At 40.0% G+C, this 13,996-nt stretch carries 11 protein-coding genes; 3 read left to right on the top strand and 8 right to left on the bottom strand.

Annotation, left to right across the window (positions count from 1 at the left end; all coding sequences use genetic code 11):
- Nucleotides 1–2: 2 nt before the first annotated feature.
- From F959_RS09125 to ybaK, 8 genes are all read right to left on the bottom strand, one after another.
- Nucleotides 3–2,264: a TonB-dependent receptor gene (locus F959_RS09125; RefSeq protein ID WP_004879383.1), complete on the bottom strand. Its 2,262-nt coding sequence runs from the start codon at nucleotides 2,262–2,264 to the stop codon at nucleotides 3–5.
- A 9-nt stretch (nucleotides 2,265–2,273) separates the two neighbouring features.
- Nucleotides 2,274–3,524: an MFS transporter gene (locus F959_RS09120; RefSeq protein ID WP_004879381.1), complete on the bottom strand. Its 1,251-nt coding sequence runs from the start codon at nucleotides 3,522–3,524 to the stop codon at nucleotides 2,274–2,276.
- A complete protein-coding gene (locus tag F959_RS09115) occupies nucleotides 3,521–3,892 on the bottom strand; it encodes a hypothetical protein (protein WP_004879379.1) in 372 nt (123 codons plus the stop codon). The genes F959_RS09120 and F959_RS09115 overlap by 4 nt, the downstream gene beginning before the upstream one ends.
- Nucleotides 3,889–4,527, bottom strand: coding sequence for a GNAT family N-acetyltransferase (locus F959_RS09110; protein WP_004879377.1), 639 nt, complete (start codon nucleotides 4,525–4,527; stop codon nucleotides 3,889–3,891). The genes F959_RS09115 and F959_RS09110 overlap by 4 nt, the downstream gene beginning before the upstream one ends.
- 29 nt (nucleotides 4,528–4,556) lie before the next feature.
- Nucleotides 4,557–6,374, bottom strand: coding sequence for an IucA/IucC family protein (locus tag F959_RS09105; protein WP_004879376.1), 1,818 nt, complete (start codon nucleotides 6,372–6,374; stop codon nucleotides 4,557–4,559).
- The gene (locus tag F959_RS09100; protein WP_004879374.1) at nucleotides 6,371–7,858 is read right to left on the bottom strand and encodes a lysine N(6)-hydroxylase/L-ornithine N(5)-oxygenase family protein; all 1,488 of its coding nucleotides are present in this window, start codon (nucleotides 7,856–7,858) and stop codon (nucleotides 6,371–6,373) included. The genes F959_RS09105 and F959_RS09100 overlap by 4 nt, the downstream gene beginning before the upstream one ends.
- Nucleotides 7,851–9,635 carry an IucA/IucC family protein gene (locus F959_RS09095; protein WP_004879373.1) on the bottom strand — a complete coding sequence of 595 codons (1,785 nt, stop codon included), beginning with the start codon at nucleotides 9,633–9,635 and terminating at the stop codon, nucleotides 7,851–7,853. Before F959_RS09095 ends, F959_RS09100 begins: the two co-directional genes overlap by 8 nt.
- Before the next feature lie 328 nt (nucleotides 9,636–9,963).
- A complete protein-coding gene (gene ybaK, locus F959_RS09090; protein WP_004879369.1) occupies nucleotides 9,964–10,428 on the bottom strand; it encodes a Cys-tRNA(Pro) deacylase in 465 nt (154 codons plus the stop codon).
- Nucleotides 10,429–10,596: 168 nt separating this feature from the next.
- Between ybaK and F959_RS09085 the strand changes: the two genes are divergently transcribed.
- From F959_RS09085 to F959_RS09075, 3 genes are all read left to right on the top strand, one after another.
- The gene (locus F959_RS09085; RefSeq protein ID WP_004879367.1) at nucleotides 10,597–10,902 is read left to right on the top strand and encodes a hypothetical protein; all 306 of its coding nucleotides are present in this window, start codon (nucleotides 10,597–10,599) and stop codon (nucleotides 10,900–10,902) included.
- A 193-nt stretch (nucleotides 10,903–11,095) separates the two neighbouring features.
- On the top strand, nucleotides 11,096–12,469 hold the full coding sequence (locus F959_RS09080; RefSeq protein ID WP_004879365.1) for an ABC1 kinase family protein: 1,374 nt from the start codon (nucleotides 11,096–11,098) through the stop codon (nucleotides 12,467–12,469).
- A gap of 235 nt (nucleotides 12,470–12,704) precedes the next feature.
- A complete protein-coding gene (locus F959_RS09075; RefSeq protein ID WP_171056607.1) occupies nucleotides 12,705–13,991 on the top strand; it encodes an acyl-CoA dehydrogenase family protein in 1,287 nt (428 codons plus the stop codon).
- The last annotated feature ends 5 nt before the right edge of the window (nucleotides 13,992–13,996 follow it).

The following is a 13,996-nucleotide window of genomic DNA, read 5'->3' as shown; positions in this document are numbered from 1 at the left end:
GATTAGTATTTGAGGGTATAGCTCAAACCATAAGTACGACCTTGTGCAGGTAGGCTAGAAATATCACCATACACTGTCGAAACTGCTTGGCTATATACAGACTTATAATCGGTATTCCAAACATTATAAACACCGAATCCTAATGTGCCTGGACCAGCTTTCGCATTGGCAATCAGATCCATCACTGCAAAACCTTTAATTTCAGCAGATGGACGGCTGCCATTTTCAATGGCTTCTTTACGCGCTTTGTCTGTACCGCCAATTGCCAAGGTTTGAACACGTAAACCTAGACCATCGTTAAATTGCCAATCTGAATAAATAGTTCCTTTTAACGGTGCAACACGAATTGCATCTAGCTCTTGCCATTTACCATTTGAATTTTTGAACTGGCCACGTGTATAAGCCAAGGTTCCACCGACATTCCAATCGTCAGAAATCGTATATTTGATATTACCCTCAACACCATAAACACGTTCATCAGTATCAACCACTTCAATTGCAAAGTTTGGTGGACCAAATTTCAAAGATTTATCCGATTTGTTATAAAATGCCGTCAATCCCGTCGTCAAAGCATTGTCTTGTAGACGCCAACCCAACTCAAAGCTATTCACTTTAATCGGATCAATCGTTTGATTGCTCACGACAAAGTCCGCAGGAACATCACGTAACATACGTTGCACATCAGGTAAGTTCGCGCCTTGAGAGAAATTGGCAAAGACTTGTTGAGCATCAGTTAAATGATAAACTGCACCTAAGTTAAACAAAGTTGCATTGTGTTTGACTGAGCCACCTTTTAAAGTTTTAGCTTGGTAAGTTGGAACAAAATCTGCAACGATTGCTTCAGAATATGGAATTGAATCCTTAACTTCACTATCGATGCGCTCATGACGAATACCCGCTTGTAGATTTAAGCGATCAGTAGCTTCAAATTGGCTTTGTAAAAAGAAACCAAGCTTTTCAGTATCGACATCAGGGCCAAAAGCATAGTTATTTAAAGGCTTAAATTTAAGACCATTACTACTCATAAAAGTATTTAAATCATAAAGTTGTGCGGTTTGTTTTCCACTTTCCTTATCGTAATCCACGCCATAAGTCAGATTCAATGCATGGTCGGCTAGATTGAGCTTACTTTGAAGTGCTAAACGCGCACCAAAAACATCAATATCAGTCTCAGACTGAGTCACGATATAAGCTCCCCCGTTTGGAATAGCGGCATGTCCCAAAAAGTTTGCACTTGGGTAAAACCGCCCTTTTTCAGTACGGTAATACGTTTCTGCATTTAAGGTCTGACCAAAGAAATCTTGATTTTCATATTGGGCATTGACCGCAGCACGTTTGGTTCTTGGCTGAGTATCCAGTTCTAGACCTTTAACTGCTTTTTGGCTTGGTTTTGCACCAAATAAAACAGCTAAGCCAGGTCCATAGTCTGCGCCATATTCACTGTCTTGTTCATCATTATAGTACTGTGCGCCAAGGCTGATACTTTGATTATCAGCGAACTGCCATCCCAAACGACCATTGACATCGATGGTTTCTGTGTCTTGGCGGTCTGTTTGTGCAACTTCAGGTCCGATTCTGTCGCCATGACTGTCTTGAATCTCGCCACGCTTGGTATAGCCTGCGCCTAAAAAGCCATTCCAATTACCTTGATTGAACCCAACAGATTGATAGGCTTCATAAGCAAGCGCATCACTTTTTACGTTATCGCCTGAAGTGACACCCACTTTCGATTCAAAACTGAAACCATCACTTTGTCCTTTTTTGGTGATGATATTGATGATCCCACCTGTTGCACCAGAACCATAAATACTGCTCGCACCAGACACAACTTCAATACGCTCGATAGAGTTTGGGCTAATGCTATTTAATTGACGTGAACTATCGCGTGATCCAGTTTGTGGTACACCATCAATCATATATTGCACAGTACGACCACGCATGGTCATTCCATAGTTACTGGTTGTGCCAGAATTTGGAGTTAACGATGGAACCAACAAACCTAAAATATCTGCGGTACTTTTACCCGCAGCTGCTTGTTTTGCGATGTCTTCTTGACCAATACTATAAACAGTACCTGCAATTTCGGCAATGCTCTGTGCTGAACGCGTTGCTGTCACCACAATGGGTGCTAGTTGAGCTGGCTTTTGGCTCTCTGCAGTCGTTGTTTGAACAGAAGCATCCGTTTCAACGGTTTGAGCATAGAGCTGAGTACTGATTGCCAAGCTGAGCAGTGTGAGTGATGTCGAAAGTGAACGAACTTTCATAAATGTCCCCTAAGTGAGTTGTTGCGTTTGTTTTGCTTTATGGATTAACACTTGACTGAGCAAAACGCTCAAAACAGATGCTACTGCTAAAATGAGATAAAAATTTCCATAGCCAAAAGCTTTTGCTAAAAAGCCAGACATTGCACCGCCAATGAAATAAACCAGCAGCTCAAAACAGACCAAAATGGTAAAGTCCGTGCCTGCTTGTTCTTTAGAGCTGGTATGCATGAAATGCGCGTATAAAGCGGTCATCGCGATATAACGAATCGCCAAAATAACCACAACAAATAGCCCCAATAACATATGCCACTGGTTAAACCAGCTCAGTAAAACGGCGACACCCAGTAATAGATAGACCAAACTGCGCGCCCAGCCAGCCCAAATCAGTAAGCGTGTTGCGGCTATTTTTTTTAATAGGAATGCGGCGGTTACTGCCGCCAATAAACCAATACCCGCACCGATCACAGACATGAGTACGCCAATTTGTGCCAATGACCATTTTTGATCAATCAACATTGGATTGAGCATTGCCATAGCAGGTGCTTCGACCACGCGATAACAGACAATTAATGCCAAAGCCCATAACATCTCAGGACGCTTAAAAGCACGGATAAGACTTGGTGGCTGTTTCGCGATCTTTTCAGAAGTTGATTTCTCTTTGGTTTGAAACACTGCCAACATGGTCAGTGCTGTCATTGCAGCTAAGGAAATCAATGCAGTTTGCCAGCCATAAAGTTGGTATAACCATAAAGTTGCAGCACCACCGACCATACTGCCGAGCGCAACACCAATGCTTTGCGCCATACTGCCGAACCGATATTCAGACTCAGAAAAAGTTTCGACGGTATAGCCATCTATGGCGATGTCTTGGGTTGCAGCAAAGGTTGAAATCCAAAGCCCTACAATGACAAATACACCTAGACCATAATCAAACTGAGTGAAGGCTAAAGCCACGACGCCGATGACCAAGGCGATTTGGGTAAATAGCAACCAAGTCTTACGCTTTCCGAGTTTTTTTAAGTAAAAACGATCAATTAAGGGTGCCCAAAAGAATTTGAATGCCCAAGGGATATAGAGTAGTGACAACATGCCAATCCAGCGTAGATCGATCCCTTGATGACGCAGAATTGCAGGTAAGGCAACGTTGTAAAAATAAAGTGGCAAGGCATGTGCAAGGTAGAGCACCACCACCACGGATAAACTCAGTGCAGAGACTGTTTTGAATGGCAAAGCTTGCTCAGGTTTTGTCTGTTGATTCATAAATACCTCTGCATCGCCCATTGCACGGCATCGGTCTTTTCTAAACTGACAAAATACGGAACATGCCACGCTTTTTGCAACGCTGGCGTGTCTAATCGAATACGATCTGCTTCATCTTGAGCAATTCGGGCAAGACCTAAACAATATTGATAAAAATCTTGTTTATATTGTTTATACCATTTCCCCTGAATCGCCCGATATTCTTCTGGAAATTCTGTATTTACATCGGTTTGCATAATCAACACAAAACTTCTTTTTTGTTCAAAATATTGTTGAATATGCATTAACCATTGTTCAAACTCTGCTACTGAGACATGCGCTGCAAAGCGCATGTCCAAGATGTGCATCTCATTGATCGATAAACTCATGTAACACTCAGTATTGTGGCTGGCTGATCCGCTAGCTGTTGTTGTGATTGCTGGTAATATTCACCAAACTTATTATAAAAAGTCTTTCTAAAACAGTAATATAACATCGCCGTTTTTTCTGGCATTGGAATAAGACCTTGGGCATCATAGCAAAGATCCTCGACCACCGCAGCATAAGGTTTGACGGTATGGTCAGGTTCACCCACGATTTTTTTTGCCTGCGAATGTTCAAAAATATAAAAGCTGAGCAAACGAATGGTTGGACGTAAGAAACCCTTACCAAACACTGACTTATCACCAAACAACAAATGCCAGCCGAGATCATTGTCATCACCATCATAATAGCGACCTAGACGATCTCGCTTGCCCTCATAAATCTCGGTATAACCCACATCCTGACCATCCACACCGACAATCAATAAACGCTGATGGTCATCTGCTAGCATCTTGTCAAAGTAAACCTGTAAATCCAGCTCTGACTTATTCAATTGCCACTGCGGAATCACATGCGGTTCATGCATCCACTGGTGTAACAAAGCAATATCTTGAGGATATTGCACTTGGCGCACATAGTATTGCGTGCCCTCTTCATAATATTCAAAGTAATCTGGTAACTGTTGAGAGATCGTTTTCATATCGAACCTTTATAAACTTAGAAAAACACTTAACCCGCTTTGGACTTCGCTTGTTGAGCTGACCATTCAGCCAATGTTTCAGGGCTGACTGGATTTGCAATTGGATCAAGAAAAACAGGTACTGGACGTTCTGCTTCATCGTTATAACTGGTGGTAAATAAACGAACACGGTTCAAACAAATCTTGGTATAACTTGGGCGCAACATCGCAAATTTTTCAGCACGTTCAGCCAGTTCTGGATGCTGCTGCTGAAACGCAACAATGCTGTTAGAAATAGTCTGCCAGAAGTCAATTTCTGAATATTCAGGATAATCTTGTACAAACACATTACAGATATAACGGTAATGCACCATAAATAACCCTGTGAAAATAAAATGACTTAAATCTGTCGCTTCATGGCGTAGCAATAAATCTGCTTCGACTGGTAATTGCGCTAACTCAGGGAAATCCTCATCCACCAAATTGATATCATCAATAAAATCTTTCAGCACCAATGCTTTAGGCACACCATTTTCATGTACCAACATGGTATTTTCGCCGTGTGGAGAAAATGCCAAACCATAACGATATAGACAAAGCAACAATGGGCTGAGACAAACTTGGGCAAATTGTGCTAACCATGCCAAAGGACTGAGACCAGAGGCTTGAATCAGCACGCCTAGAATCGACTGACCTGAAATATCTCGGTGTAATAACGCTGCTTGAGAAAGCACTTGCTGCGATGGATCAACATAGCGATCGACACTTTCACGCCACAAGCAACCAAATAATTCTTTAAATTGATACGGTGCACCTTCGATTTGGTCAAAACAAGGTTGGTGGATGGTTAAAGTCGCCACTTCTCCCAAGAAAATCACACCCGTTTTTTGTAAATCTTGATCTTGCTGATGGATTTGTTTTAACCATGCAGTCACTGCTGGCGCTGCTAGATTACGTTTTGAAGGGAGTCCACGATAAACAGCGGTATTAAAAATACTGACTGGCAGCTTAATGTAATGACGTTGTAGGTTAGATGTATTACATAAAGTCCGAATGGATTGCATTGGGACATAGCTGTCTTGGCTAATGTTGAGCTCAATGATTTTTTGATCGACAATTTCATTGGCATAGGTTGGAACCAACCATTGATGCCATTGCCATGCGTGTACAGGAATCAAAAAGTAATTTTGCGGATCTAAATTCTTTTCTTTCAGTGTATTGTTGAACTGCTGTAGCTCATTGGCATCAAATTCATGCTGGTATAAACCGCAGGCATTCCACTGCTCTGTACTACGAAACTCAGCCAAGTCACGATGTACCGCTAACCATAATACTTTGACTTCTGGTGATAGCTCTGGCGCAGCACTTAAATAGTCATCATAACCAAAGCCCATACGACCTTTGCTCATCATCAGCCAAGGATGACCACGTAGCATGCCTTCCACTTTATAATGTGGTTCGGTCAGCACCGCCGTGCTTGGTAAACGTGTTTCATCAAACAGATGCGCTTCTGCCAACCAAGTATTATTCATTTCCTTAATCAAATAGGCTTTGGTAAAGGGCTTGACATTTGATTTGTCCGACATTGCCACAATAAACTCATGCAAGTTCCAAGCAGGCTGATCACACTGCTGAACATGACTTACATCACGTACAGAGCCTTCTTGAATATTCCAGTGCCCAAGTCGATATTGGTGACCTTGGAACTCATACTGACGATTGCCCAGATCTAACTGATAACGTCCTGCTGACAATGCTTTAACTTCAATAATTTCTTCATATAGAAACTCTGCAATCGCCATTTCAATAAGCCGCTGCCCAGCGGCACGCCATTGTTGCTGATTAATTTTTAAAGTTGCAAAGTTCATATCAGTTTCTCATAAGTTGAATGTACAGATGCAGTTTGTGTACGTGCATGAGCACCACGACGATTCGGGTGTCCTGCCATAACGTTCGGTTCTGTTTTCTTGAAAATTGAATGCTTCTTATGGACAGGATTTTCACAAAGGCACTCGTTTGATTGCGATGTGTCATCTGCCATACAAATCTTTGGATTTTGAGAGAGATTAAAATGTTGGAAGGTCTGTGCTTGATCGCCTAATTCATAAAGAGGCTCAGCAAGTAACTGGTTAATAATCGTCGCTGCACGATAAGCACCAAGCCCTAAATCAGGTGTACCGACCCCATGGCTATGCATTTCTTGATTCTGGACAAAAATATGACCATTTAGATCATGTACAACACGATAGTCTTCAGTGATTTGCCAACGCTGTTTATGATCAAATTCAATATAAGGCTTCAGCAACTGCATAAAAGCAAAGTCAGGGGTAACATAACCTGTTGCGGCAACAAGGAAATCACAATCTAAATGGAAAGCTTGCGTCGTAGCACGATGTCGAAAATGCAATCGAATTTGTTGCGTCTCCAATACTTCTGCATCTTTCAAATCACATTGACTATGTAAATGTGCCTGCAAACCTTGACCCGCAATGCTGCGGTGATAAAATTTTTGATAGATTTCACGGATGGTCTTTGCACTAATCCCCTTGTATAACAATGCCTGCTGCTGCAATTGTTGTTCTTTCTCCTCAGTTGGCAACGCATAGAAATGTTGTGCATAGTCTGGGCTAAAATGCTCTAGCCCTAATGGAGCATATTCCATTGGGAAGAAGCCTTGAGAGCGAGTAAACCAGTGCAGGTCGAACTGATGATTCACGCTCTCTTTATCTTGTTGCTGATCAAATAGATCAATAAAGACTTCAGCTGCGGATTGCCCTGAACCAAGTACAACCACATCGCCATGTAAATCCGTATCAACATGCATCATATACTGTGCAGAGTGCAGACATTTTTGCGGTTGCTGTTGCTGTACTTTAGTCAAACAGTCAGGCAAGTAAGGCGTATTACCACTTCCAATGACCAAATGACGACATAAATAACTGTGCTGAACACCCTCGGATTCCACCGTCACTTTAAAGCCAATGGTTTGAGGCTCGATTTGCAAAACACGAGATTGGTATTCAATACAATCCAGTTGTTGTGCAACCCATTGGCAATAATCGTTATACTCACAACGTGGAATATGTGGCTGTTCTAAAAAGTAAAACTTATATAAGCGTTGCTGATGGCGCAGATAATTTAAAAAGCTAAACGGGCTGGTCGGATCAACCATTGACACCAGATCAGCCATAAACGGCACTTGCAAGACCGTATTGGGTAACTGCATACCCGCATGCCAGTCAAACTGAGCTTTCTGCTCAAAAAATGCATAGTTCAATGTGCTTTTATTATGCAGCAAGCTAGCCAAACTCAGATTAAAAGGTCCTAACCCGATTCCAATAAAATCAAGCATAGCTCACATCCTTCTGCTCTACGAACAGTGGATTTTGCAGCTGCACATAAACAGACTGATGCTCAACAGGTGCGATCAGTTCATCAAGTTCATGTAAACGCGTGAGTAAATTTCCTTTATAAGGCAACGTCTCATTAAACAATAAACCTTGCAATAAGGTACTTTCTGGATACTGCTGCAATAAATCTTGTAAGAAACCTTTAAGATGCTCAAGCAACTCATCTTCGGTGATATAACCCGTTGCACCAATTGCATTGATGATGCCAAACAAAGTATTACCAAAGAAATAATAACTAAAACGCTCGTCGACAAAATCTTTAGGTCCAACCGCAAACGCTTTCTCTTTTAGCTCTGGTAATACTTTTAAGATCTCAGTGGCAAATTCTTCGATGTAATAGAAACCTTGATTGTCACGTAGCCATAATGTTTTTGGAAAATTATTTTCCATTTCTAAGAGCACATTTTGCTGATGGGATTCAAAAGCCATACCATAACGATGATATAAATACATCAATGGCTGTAGGCTGACTTCAAGGAAGCGCTTGAACCAATCCAACGCAATTTCAGAAAAATCAGTGTCTGAATGCGTTTTTGCAATTTTTGCAAATAATGCATTAAAGCGATTTAAAGACTTACTTGGATGATCTTGGCAAAGTGATGCAATACACGTTACTTGCTGCTGCGGATGGAAAGGTTGATCACGGAAAATACAAATACTTTCATTCACGACCTCATCATCTATTTTTAATGCCATCCAAGCTGGATCATTGACTGCGTTTAAACTTGGGCATTGTTTTAAAATATTCTGACCATATTCACTGTGCCATAGACGATGCGTTAACTCTCCACGATGACACTCTTTTGCTAAATTAACGCGGATTGAATTAGTAATCATCACAGAAAGTGAAGGTTTGACCATCCACGGTGCACTAAAGCTTGCTAAAGTACGAATCGATGTTGTCGGGAAAAATTGCCATCCACGCAAACCAAGATCAATCAATTGACCCGTTTGCTTGAGTCGTTCAAACCAAGGTTTGCTTTGCAAATAACGTGCTTGCCAAGGATGCAAAGGCAATAGCTTATATTCGGTATGCGTTTTTAATAGATTGAGATCATTTTCAGACAGATACCATTGTAAATTTGTTTTAAGCTCTTCGGAAATTTCCTCGTTTGTGGCAGATCCTTCAGCAATGTAATCCTGATGTACGAACCAATAATGCAGTTGGGTTTGTCCCTTATGTTCTGGCGAAAACTTCAACCAATCCTCATGCACAAAACCCGTTCGACTTTTAGGCGCGGGATGCATGCTATGCCCCAAAATCAAAGCTTGTTCGGTTTCAATAAAGCTTTGCCCTGCTTTCACAAGATCATCAAAATCATGTTCACGCTGTACTAAAAACTGCTGTAGTGCATCTCGACTTTGAATCCACTTTTCAACTAGAGAAGCAGCATCTAAAGGAATTGATGATTCAAAGACAAGTTCTTCCAACAGTAAGCCTACAATTGCAACTGGGCTAAATGTTTTAATCTGTCCTTGAATCGTAATTTGTGGGAGAGCATGTAACCGATGTCGCCCGACTCGACTGACATAGCTTAAAGGGAAATCGCATTGGGCTTGGATAGAATGAATCGGAACTGATAACAGCGTCAAACCTTGGCTAAACGCTTGTTGATGGGGACTCTGCTGACTTTTATTGAGTAAGTGACCTCTGCCAGTTTCTTGCGTGTATGCATTGACGAAATGTTGTATCGCCAGCCGATTGGCAAGTGATTGCATCAGACTGTATCCTCTTATCGAAAGAGTAGAATTTATTTTCCTAATGTTTGAGCGCTCAACACATCTTAATCACCACAAGTGATCATCAAGATTAAGCAATGATAATTATTATCATTTGCATTTTCAACCTTATTAAACAAATTAAAAATAAAATATAAATACTTGAATCAAATAACTTTAATTAAAAAAAGTATAAAAAACACCCAAAAGCATGATCATTATTCTCATTAAATAAAATGATAGTTTTATAATTCTCAATAGTTTTTATAGATTTAAAAAAGCAAATATAACAATAGCTTAAAAAACATTGTCTGTAGAGATTATTTTTCTAGTCTAAAAGATCAAAAAAATCAGTTGCCAGTAGTTTTGCTAGATCCTGAGGGTTCAAACCTATATCTAAGCCCCTTTTCCCACCGCTGACATAGATTTTTTCAAGAGATTGCGCCGTTAAATCAATTACTGTTTTTAAACGCTTTTTCTGCCCTAATGGACTGATCCCACCGACTAAGTATCCTGTTAATCGCTCAGCGTCTTTAGGATTCGCCATTTGAAGTTTCTTACACCCTACTGCCACTGCAACTTTTTTTAGATTTAATTGATGATTCACTGGCAGTACTGCAACGTAGTAATTTTTTTCGTCTGTTACCATTAAAGTTTTAAATACTTCTTCTACTTTTAAATTTAATTTTTCAGCAGCTTCCAAGCCAAAGCTTTTGGCATTTGCATCATGTTCATATTCATGAATTGAGAATGGTATTTTATTTTTTTCCAGTAATTTACATGCAGGTGTCATTTTCTTTCGGACTATTCTTAATTCATCTAATAAGTGGTATTAGTGTAGCATTATTTATAAAAAATCTTAAATTTGCTTAGGCTATTTTAGATATAAATCTATTCTTGATATCTCGATCTTGAACCTCATATATTTTCTAATAGTGAAACGAATAGGCTCTATCAGTTAATGAGTTACAAGCATAATAATTTAATGGCAATGCGAGAAAGCTATTGGAATGATGAATCATCTTCTACCGTTCACGCTGAAAAACAATTTCTAAGGAATACTTTGATTGAGGAAGGTATCTTTGAGAATGCGACTTTAGATGACACGAAGTATTTTTTCTTCACATTACCCAGTATTATTATCGTCAAAGCTCATGCCTTAGGCTTTCATCACAGTCATGTGAAACGTATGTTGATCAAACATATTCACAGCAACCGCGCTGCATTAATGCGTAAATCAGTACTGAAAATTCAGTTTAAAATATAGGACATCTGTATAGTTAAGCTAGATTTAGGATGAAAAATCTACTTAGGCTATTTTAGATTGTTGATCTATTTCACAAATTTAGACTGATAATTCAAGAGATTGAACTATTTTAATACGTTCAAAAGCTGTAATATCCTCTACACTTTATCTCTCGGCTTTCAACCATCCGATTTCAGCATAGGATTTTTCTTTCATGTCAGATCAGAACGATAAGCTTAAGAACCTAAAAACCTCGTCTGTGGATCGTCGCTTATCTATCGCTAAAGCCTCTTTACTTGCTGGAACACGCTGGGCAACTGCAAGTGCTACTTCCCTTTTCTCTAGTGAAGAGGAAAAAGAGAAGAAACGTAAAAAAGCTATGGCTGAACAAGCACATTATTTAGTTTCTGAAATTGGGAAATTAAAAGGTTCAATCGTAAAGATTGGACAAATGATGGCTTTATATGGTGAGCATTTCTTACCTGAAGAAATCACTCAAGCACTCAATACGTTAAATAATCAAACTGTTGCCCTTGCTTGGCCTGCGATTAAAAGTCATTTACAGGAACAACTCGGTTCTAAATTAGATGATTTAACGATTGATCATGAACCGATTGGTACTGCCTCCCTCGCGCAAGTACACCGAGCAACGCGTAAATCAGATGGATTAGAGCTTGTTTTAAAAATTCAATATCCGGGTGTCGCAGAAGCGATTGATTCAGATATGAATCTATTCAAGAACATGCTGAAGCTTACCCGTATGGTGCCGCAAACTCGTGAATTTGATCAGTGGTTTGATGAGGTCCGTGAAATGATGCATCGTGAAGTCAACTACGATATTGAAGCAGCGACAACACGCCGTTTTGCTGAACGCTTGAATGATGATCCACGCTATATCGTGCCTCAAATTGTTGATGAATTCTGTGCTGAAAAAGTTCTATGTATGACTTTTGAGCGTGGTGTGCCGATTAATAGCCCTGTCATGCTTTCATTGCCTCAAGAACGCCGTAATCAACTGGGTGAAGCTTCGCTTGAAATTGCAGTTCGAGAGCTGTTTGAATGGGGTGAAATGCAAACTGACCCGAATTTCGGAAACTATCTTGTTCGTCTTGGCAATGGTGATGATCTAAAAGATCAAATCGTTCTCCTCGATTTTGGCGCAATTCGCCAATTCGACGACAATTTACTTACGGTTGCTCGAAATCTGATTCATGCAGGATATGACCACGATAAAACAGCGATGGTTAAAGCAATGACAGGTTATGAATTCTTTGATGGAATGCCAGAAAGTATTAAACCTGGGATGGCTGATGTTTTTCTAATCGCGACAGAAGCATTTAGTTGCCCGAGCAATAATCCTGATATGCCAGCTGGCGTAATGGATGAACAAGATCGTTATGATTGGAAAAAAAGCCAATTACATAGCAGAGTCATGCAACAAGCTGCGCAGTCTATGGCTTCTCGCTATTTCTCAGTTCCACCTAAAGAATTTATGTTTATTAGCCGTAAATTTATTGGTGCTTATACCTTCATGACGGTCATTGAAGCAAAGACCAATGTTCGCAAAATGATTCGTCAATTTGCATAATTTTCACTAGAAAGTCATTTTGACCAATCTGATTTGTCAGTTTGGTCAATTTTTTTGAGTTCAATTTTTTCATATTTTTTTTAAATCTTTTAAAAATATATACTTATAAAACAACCTATCCATAAATCACCCTTTATCATTCTCAAAACAGCACGTCAAAGAAGACATAGTTTTTTTACTTAGAGCATGTCAGCATAATTTTACAACCATCCTCTAGGATAAAGTCATGTCGAATATGATGAATAAGGCTCAAGGCTTCGGGCTATCTTTAATTACCAAAATCGCAGGAAGCGAAGTTCTTGATCAACTCAAATTAAGAAAATTTGTTGAAAAATCATTATATCAAGGTTCAAAAACTGGTTTTAAGGTACTCACCAAAACTCAGAAAGCATTTAAGCCACAACCAATTGATAAGCAACGTCTCCCAAATCAAATCAATAAAAATTTATTTGACCTTGGCTTAACTGAAGAACAGCAAATGACCTGTGATGCAATGTCACAGTTCGCTGAAGAAGTGTTATATAGCCTCGCACATGATGCAGATCATAATGCGCAATTTCCTGAAGAACTCTGGCAGCATTTAGTTGATCTTGGACTCAATTATTACGCTTTACCAGAAGCTTTAGGTGGCGTTGCATCAGAACAAAATATTGTCAGCAATATCTTGATTGCTGAAAGCCTAGCTAAAGGTGATTTTAGCTTAACATCTGGTTTACTCAGCACATTTAGCGTCATTAATGCAATTACACGTTGGGGTTCAACTCAAGTTCAATCTATGTATCTGCCTTGTTTTGCTGAAGATACAGATATCACTGCAACATTTGCATTTCAAGAAGCAACACCAGCGTTCAATCCATTTCAGCTTAAAACCACTGCAACCGAACAAAATGGTCAGTTTTTCATTAATGGTGAAAAGACCCTTGTGATATTGGGTGATACAGCCGATGTTTTCTTAGTCAGTGCTGAGTTAAACGGTAAACCTGATATTTTTGTTGTGCAATGCAATGAAACCCTTTCAATCAAAGCAAATCCAGCAATGGGTTTAAAAGCAACAGAAACAGCAACACTTCAATTCAATCAAACCCCTGCTTTACGTTTGGGTGATACAGATTTTGATTACACGGCATTTGTCGATCTTGGCAATTTAATGTGGTGCGCAATGGCCGTTGGTACATGTGAAGCGATCAAAGCGTACTGTATCAAATATGCAAATGAGCGAACTGCTTTTGGTGAGCCTATTTCTCATCGTCAAAGTGTGGCTTTCATGATCGCGGACATGGCAATTGAAATTGATGCGATGCGTATGTTGGTTCTCAATGCCGCAAGTTTGGCAGAAGCTGGAAAACCATTCCATCGTGAAGCGTATTTGGCTCGCATACTTTGTGCTGAAAAATCTATGAAAATGGGTACAGATGGTGTGCAAATTCTTGGTGGTCATGGTTTTACCAAAGAGCATCCTGTAGAGCGCTGGTATCGTGATCTACGTGCAACCGCTATCTTACATTCTGGCTTACATGCTTAATTGAC

This window comes from Acinetobacter venetianus RAG-1 = CIP 110063 (genome assembly GCF_000368585.1).
In the GTDB taxonomy this organism is placed as follows: domain Bacteria; phylum Pseudomonadota; class Gammaproteobacteria; order Pseudomonadales; family Moraxellaceae; genus Acinetobacter; species Acinetobacter venetianus.
Note: the sequence above shows the minus strand (reverse complement) of the source record. Positions and strands in the feature narration are given on the sequence as shown.

Coding starts and splice junctions, on each gene's coding strand:
- F959_RS09125 (WP_004879383.1), bottom strand. CDS start 2,264: ATGAAAGTTCGTTCACTTTCGACATCACTCACACTGCTCAGCTTGGCA.
- F959_RS09120 (WP_004879381.1), bottom strand. CDS start 3,524: ATGAATCAACAGACAAAACCTGAGCAAGCTTTGCCATTCAAAACAGTC.
- F959_RS09115 (WP_004879379.1), bottom strand. CDS start 3,892: ATGAGTTTATCGATCAATGAGATGCACATCTTGGACATGCGCTTTGCA.
- F959_RS09110 (WP_004879377.1), bottom strand. CDS start 4,527: ATGAAAACGATCTCTCAACAGTTACCAGATTACTTTGAATATTATGAA.
- F959_RS09105 (WP_004879376.1), bottom strand. CDS start 6,374: ATGAACTTTGCAACTTTAAAAATTAATCAGCAACAATGGCGTGCCGCT.
- F959_RS09100 (WP_004879374.1), bottom strand. CDS start 7,858: ATGCTTGATTTTATTGGAATCGGGTTAGGACCTTTTAATCTGAGTTTG.
- F959_RS09095 (WP_004879373.1), bottom strand. CDS start 9,635: ATGCAATCACTTGCCAATCGGCTGGCGATACAACATTTCGTCAATGCA.
- ybaK (WP_004879369.1), bottom strand. CDS start 10,428: ATGACACCTGCATGTAAATTACTGGAAAAAAATAAAATACCATTCTCA.
- F959_RS09085 (WP_004879367.1), top strand. CDS start 10,597: ATGAGTTACAAGCATAATAATTTAATGGCAATGCGAGAAAGCTATTGG.
- F959_RS09080 (WP_004879365.1), top strand. CDS start 11,096: ATGTCAGATCAGAACGATAAGCTTAAGAACCTAAAAACCTCGTCTGTG.
- F959_RS09075 (WP_171056607.1), top strand. CDS start 12,705: ATGATGAATAAGGCTCAAGGCTTCGGGCTATCTTTAATTACCAAAATC.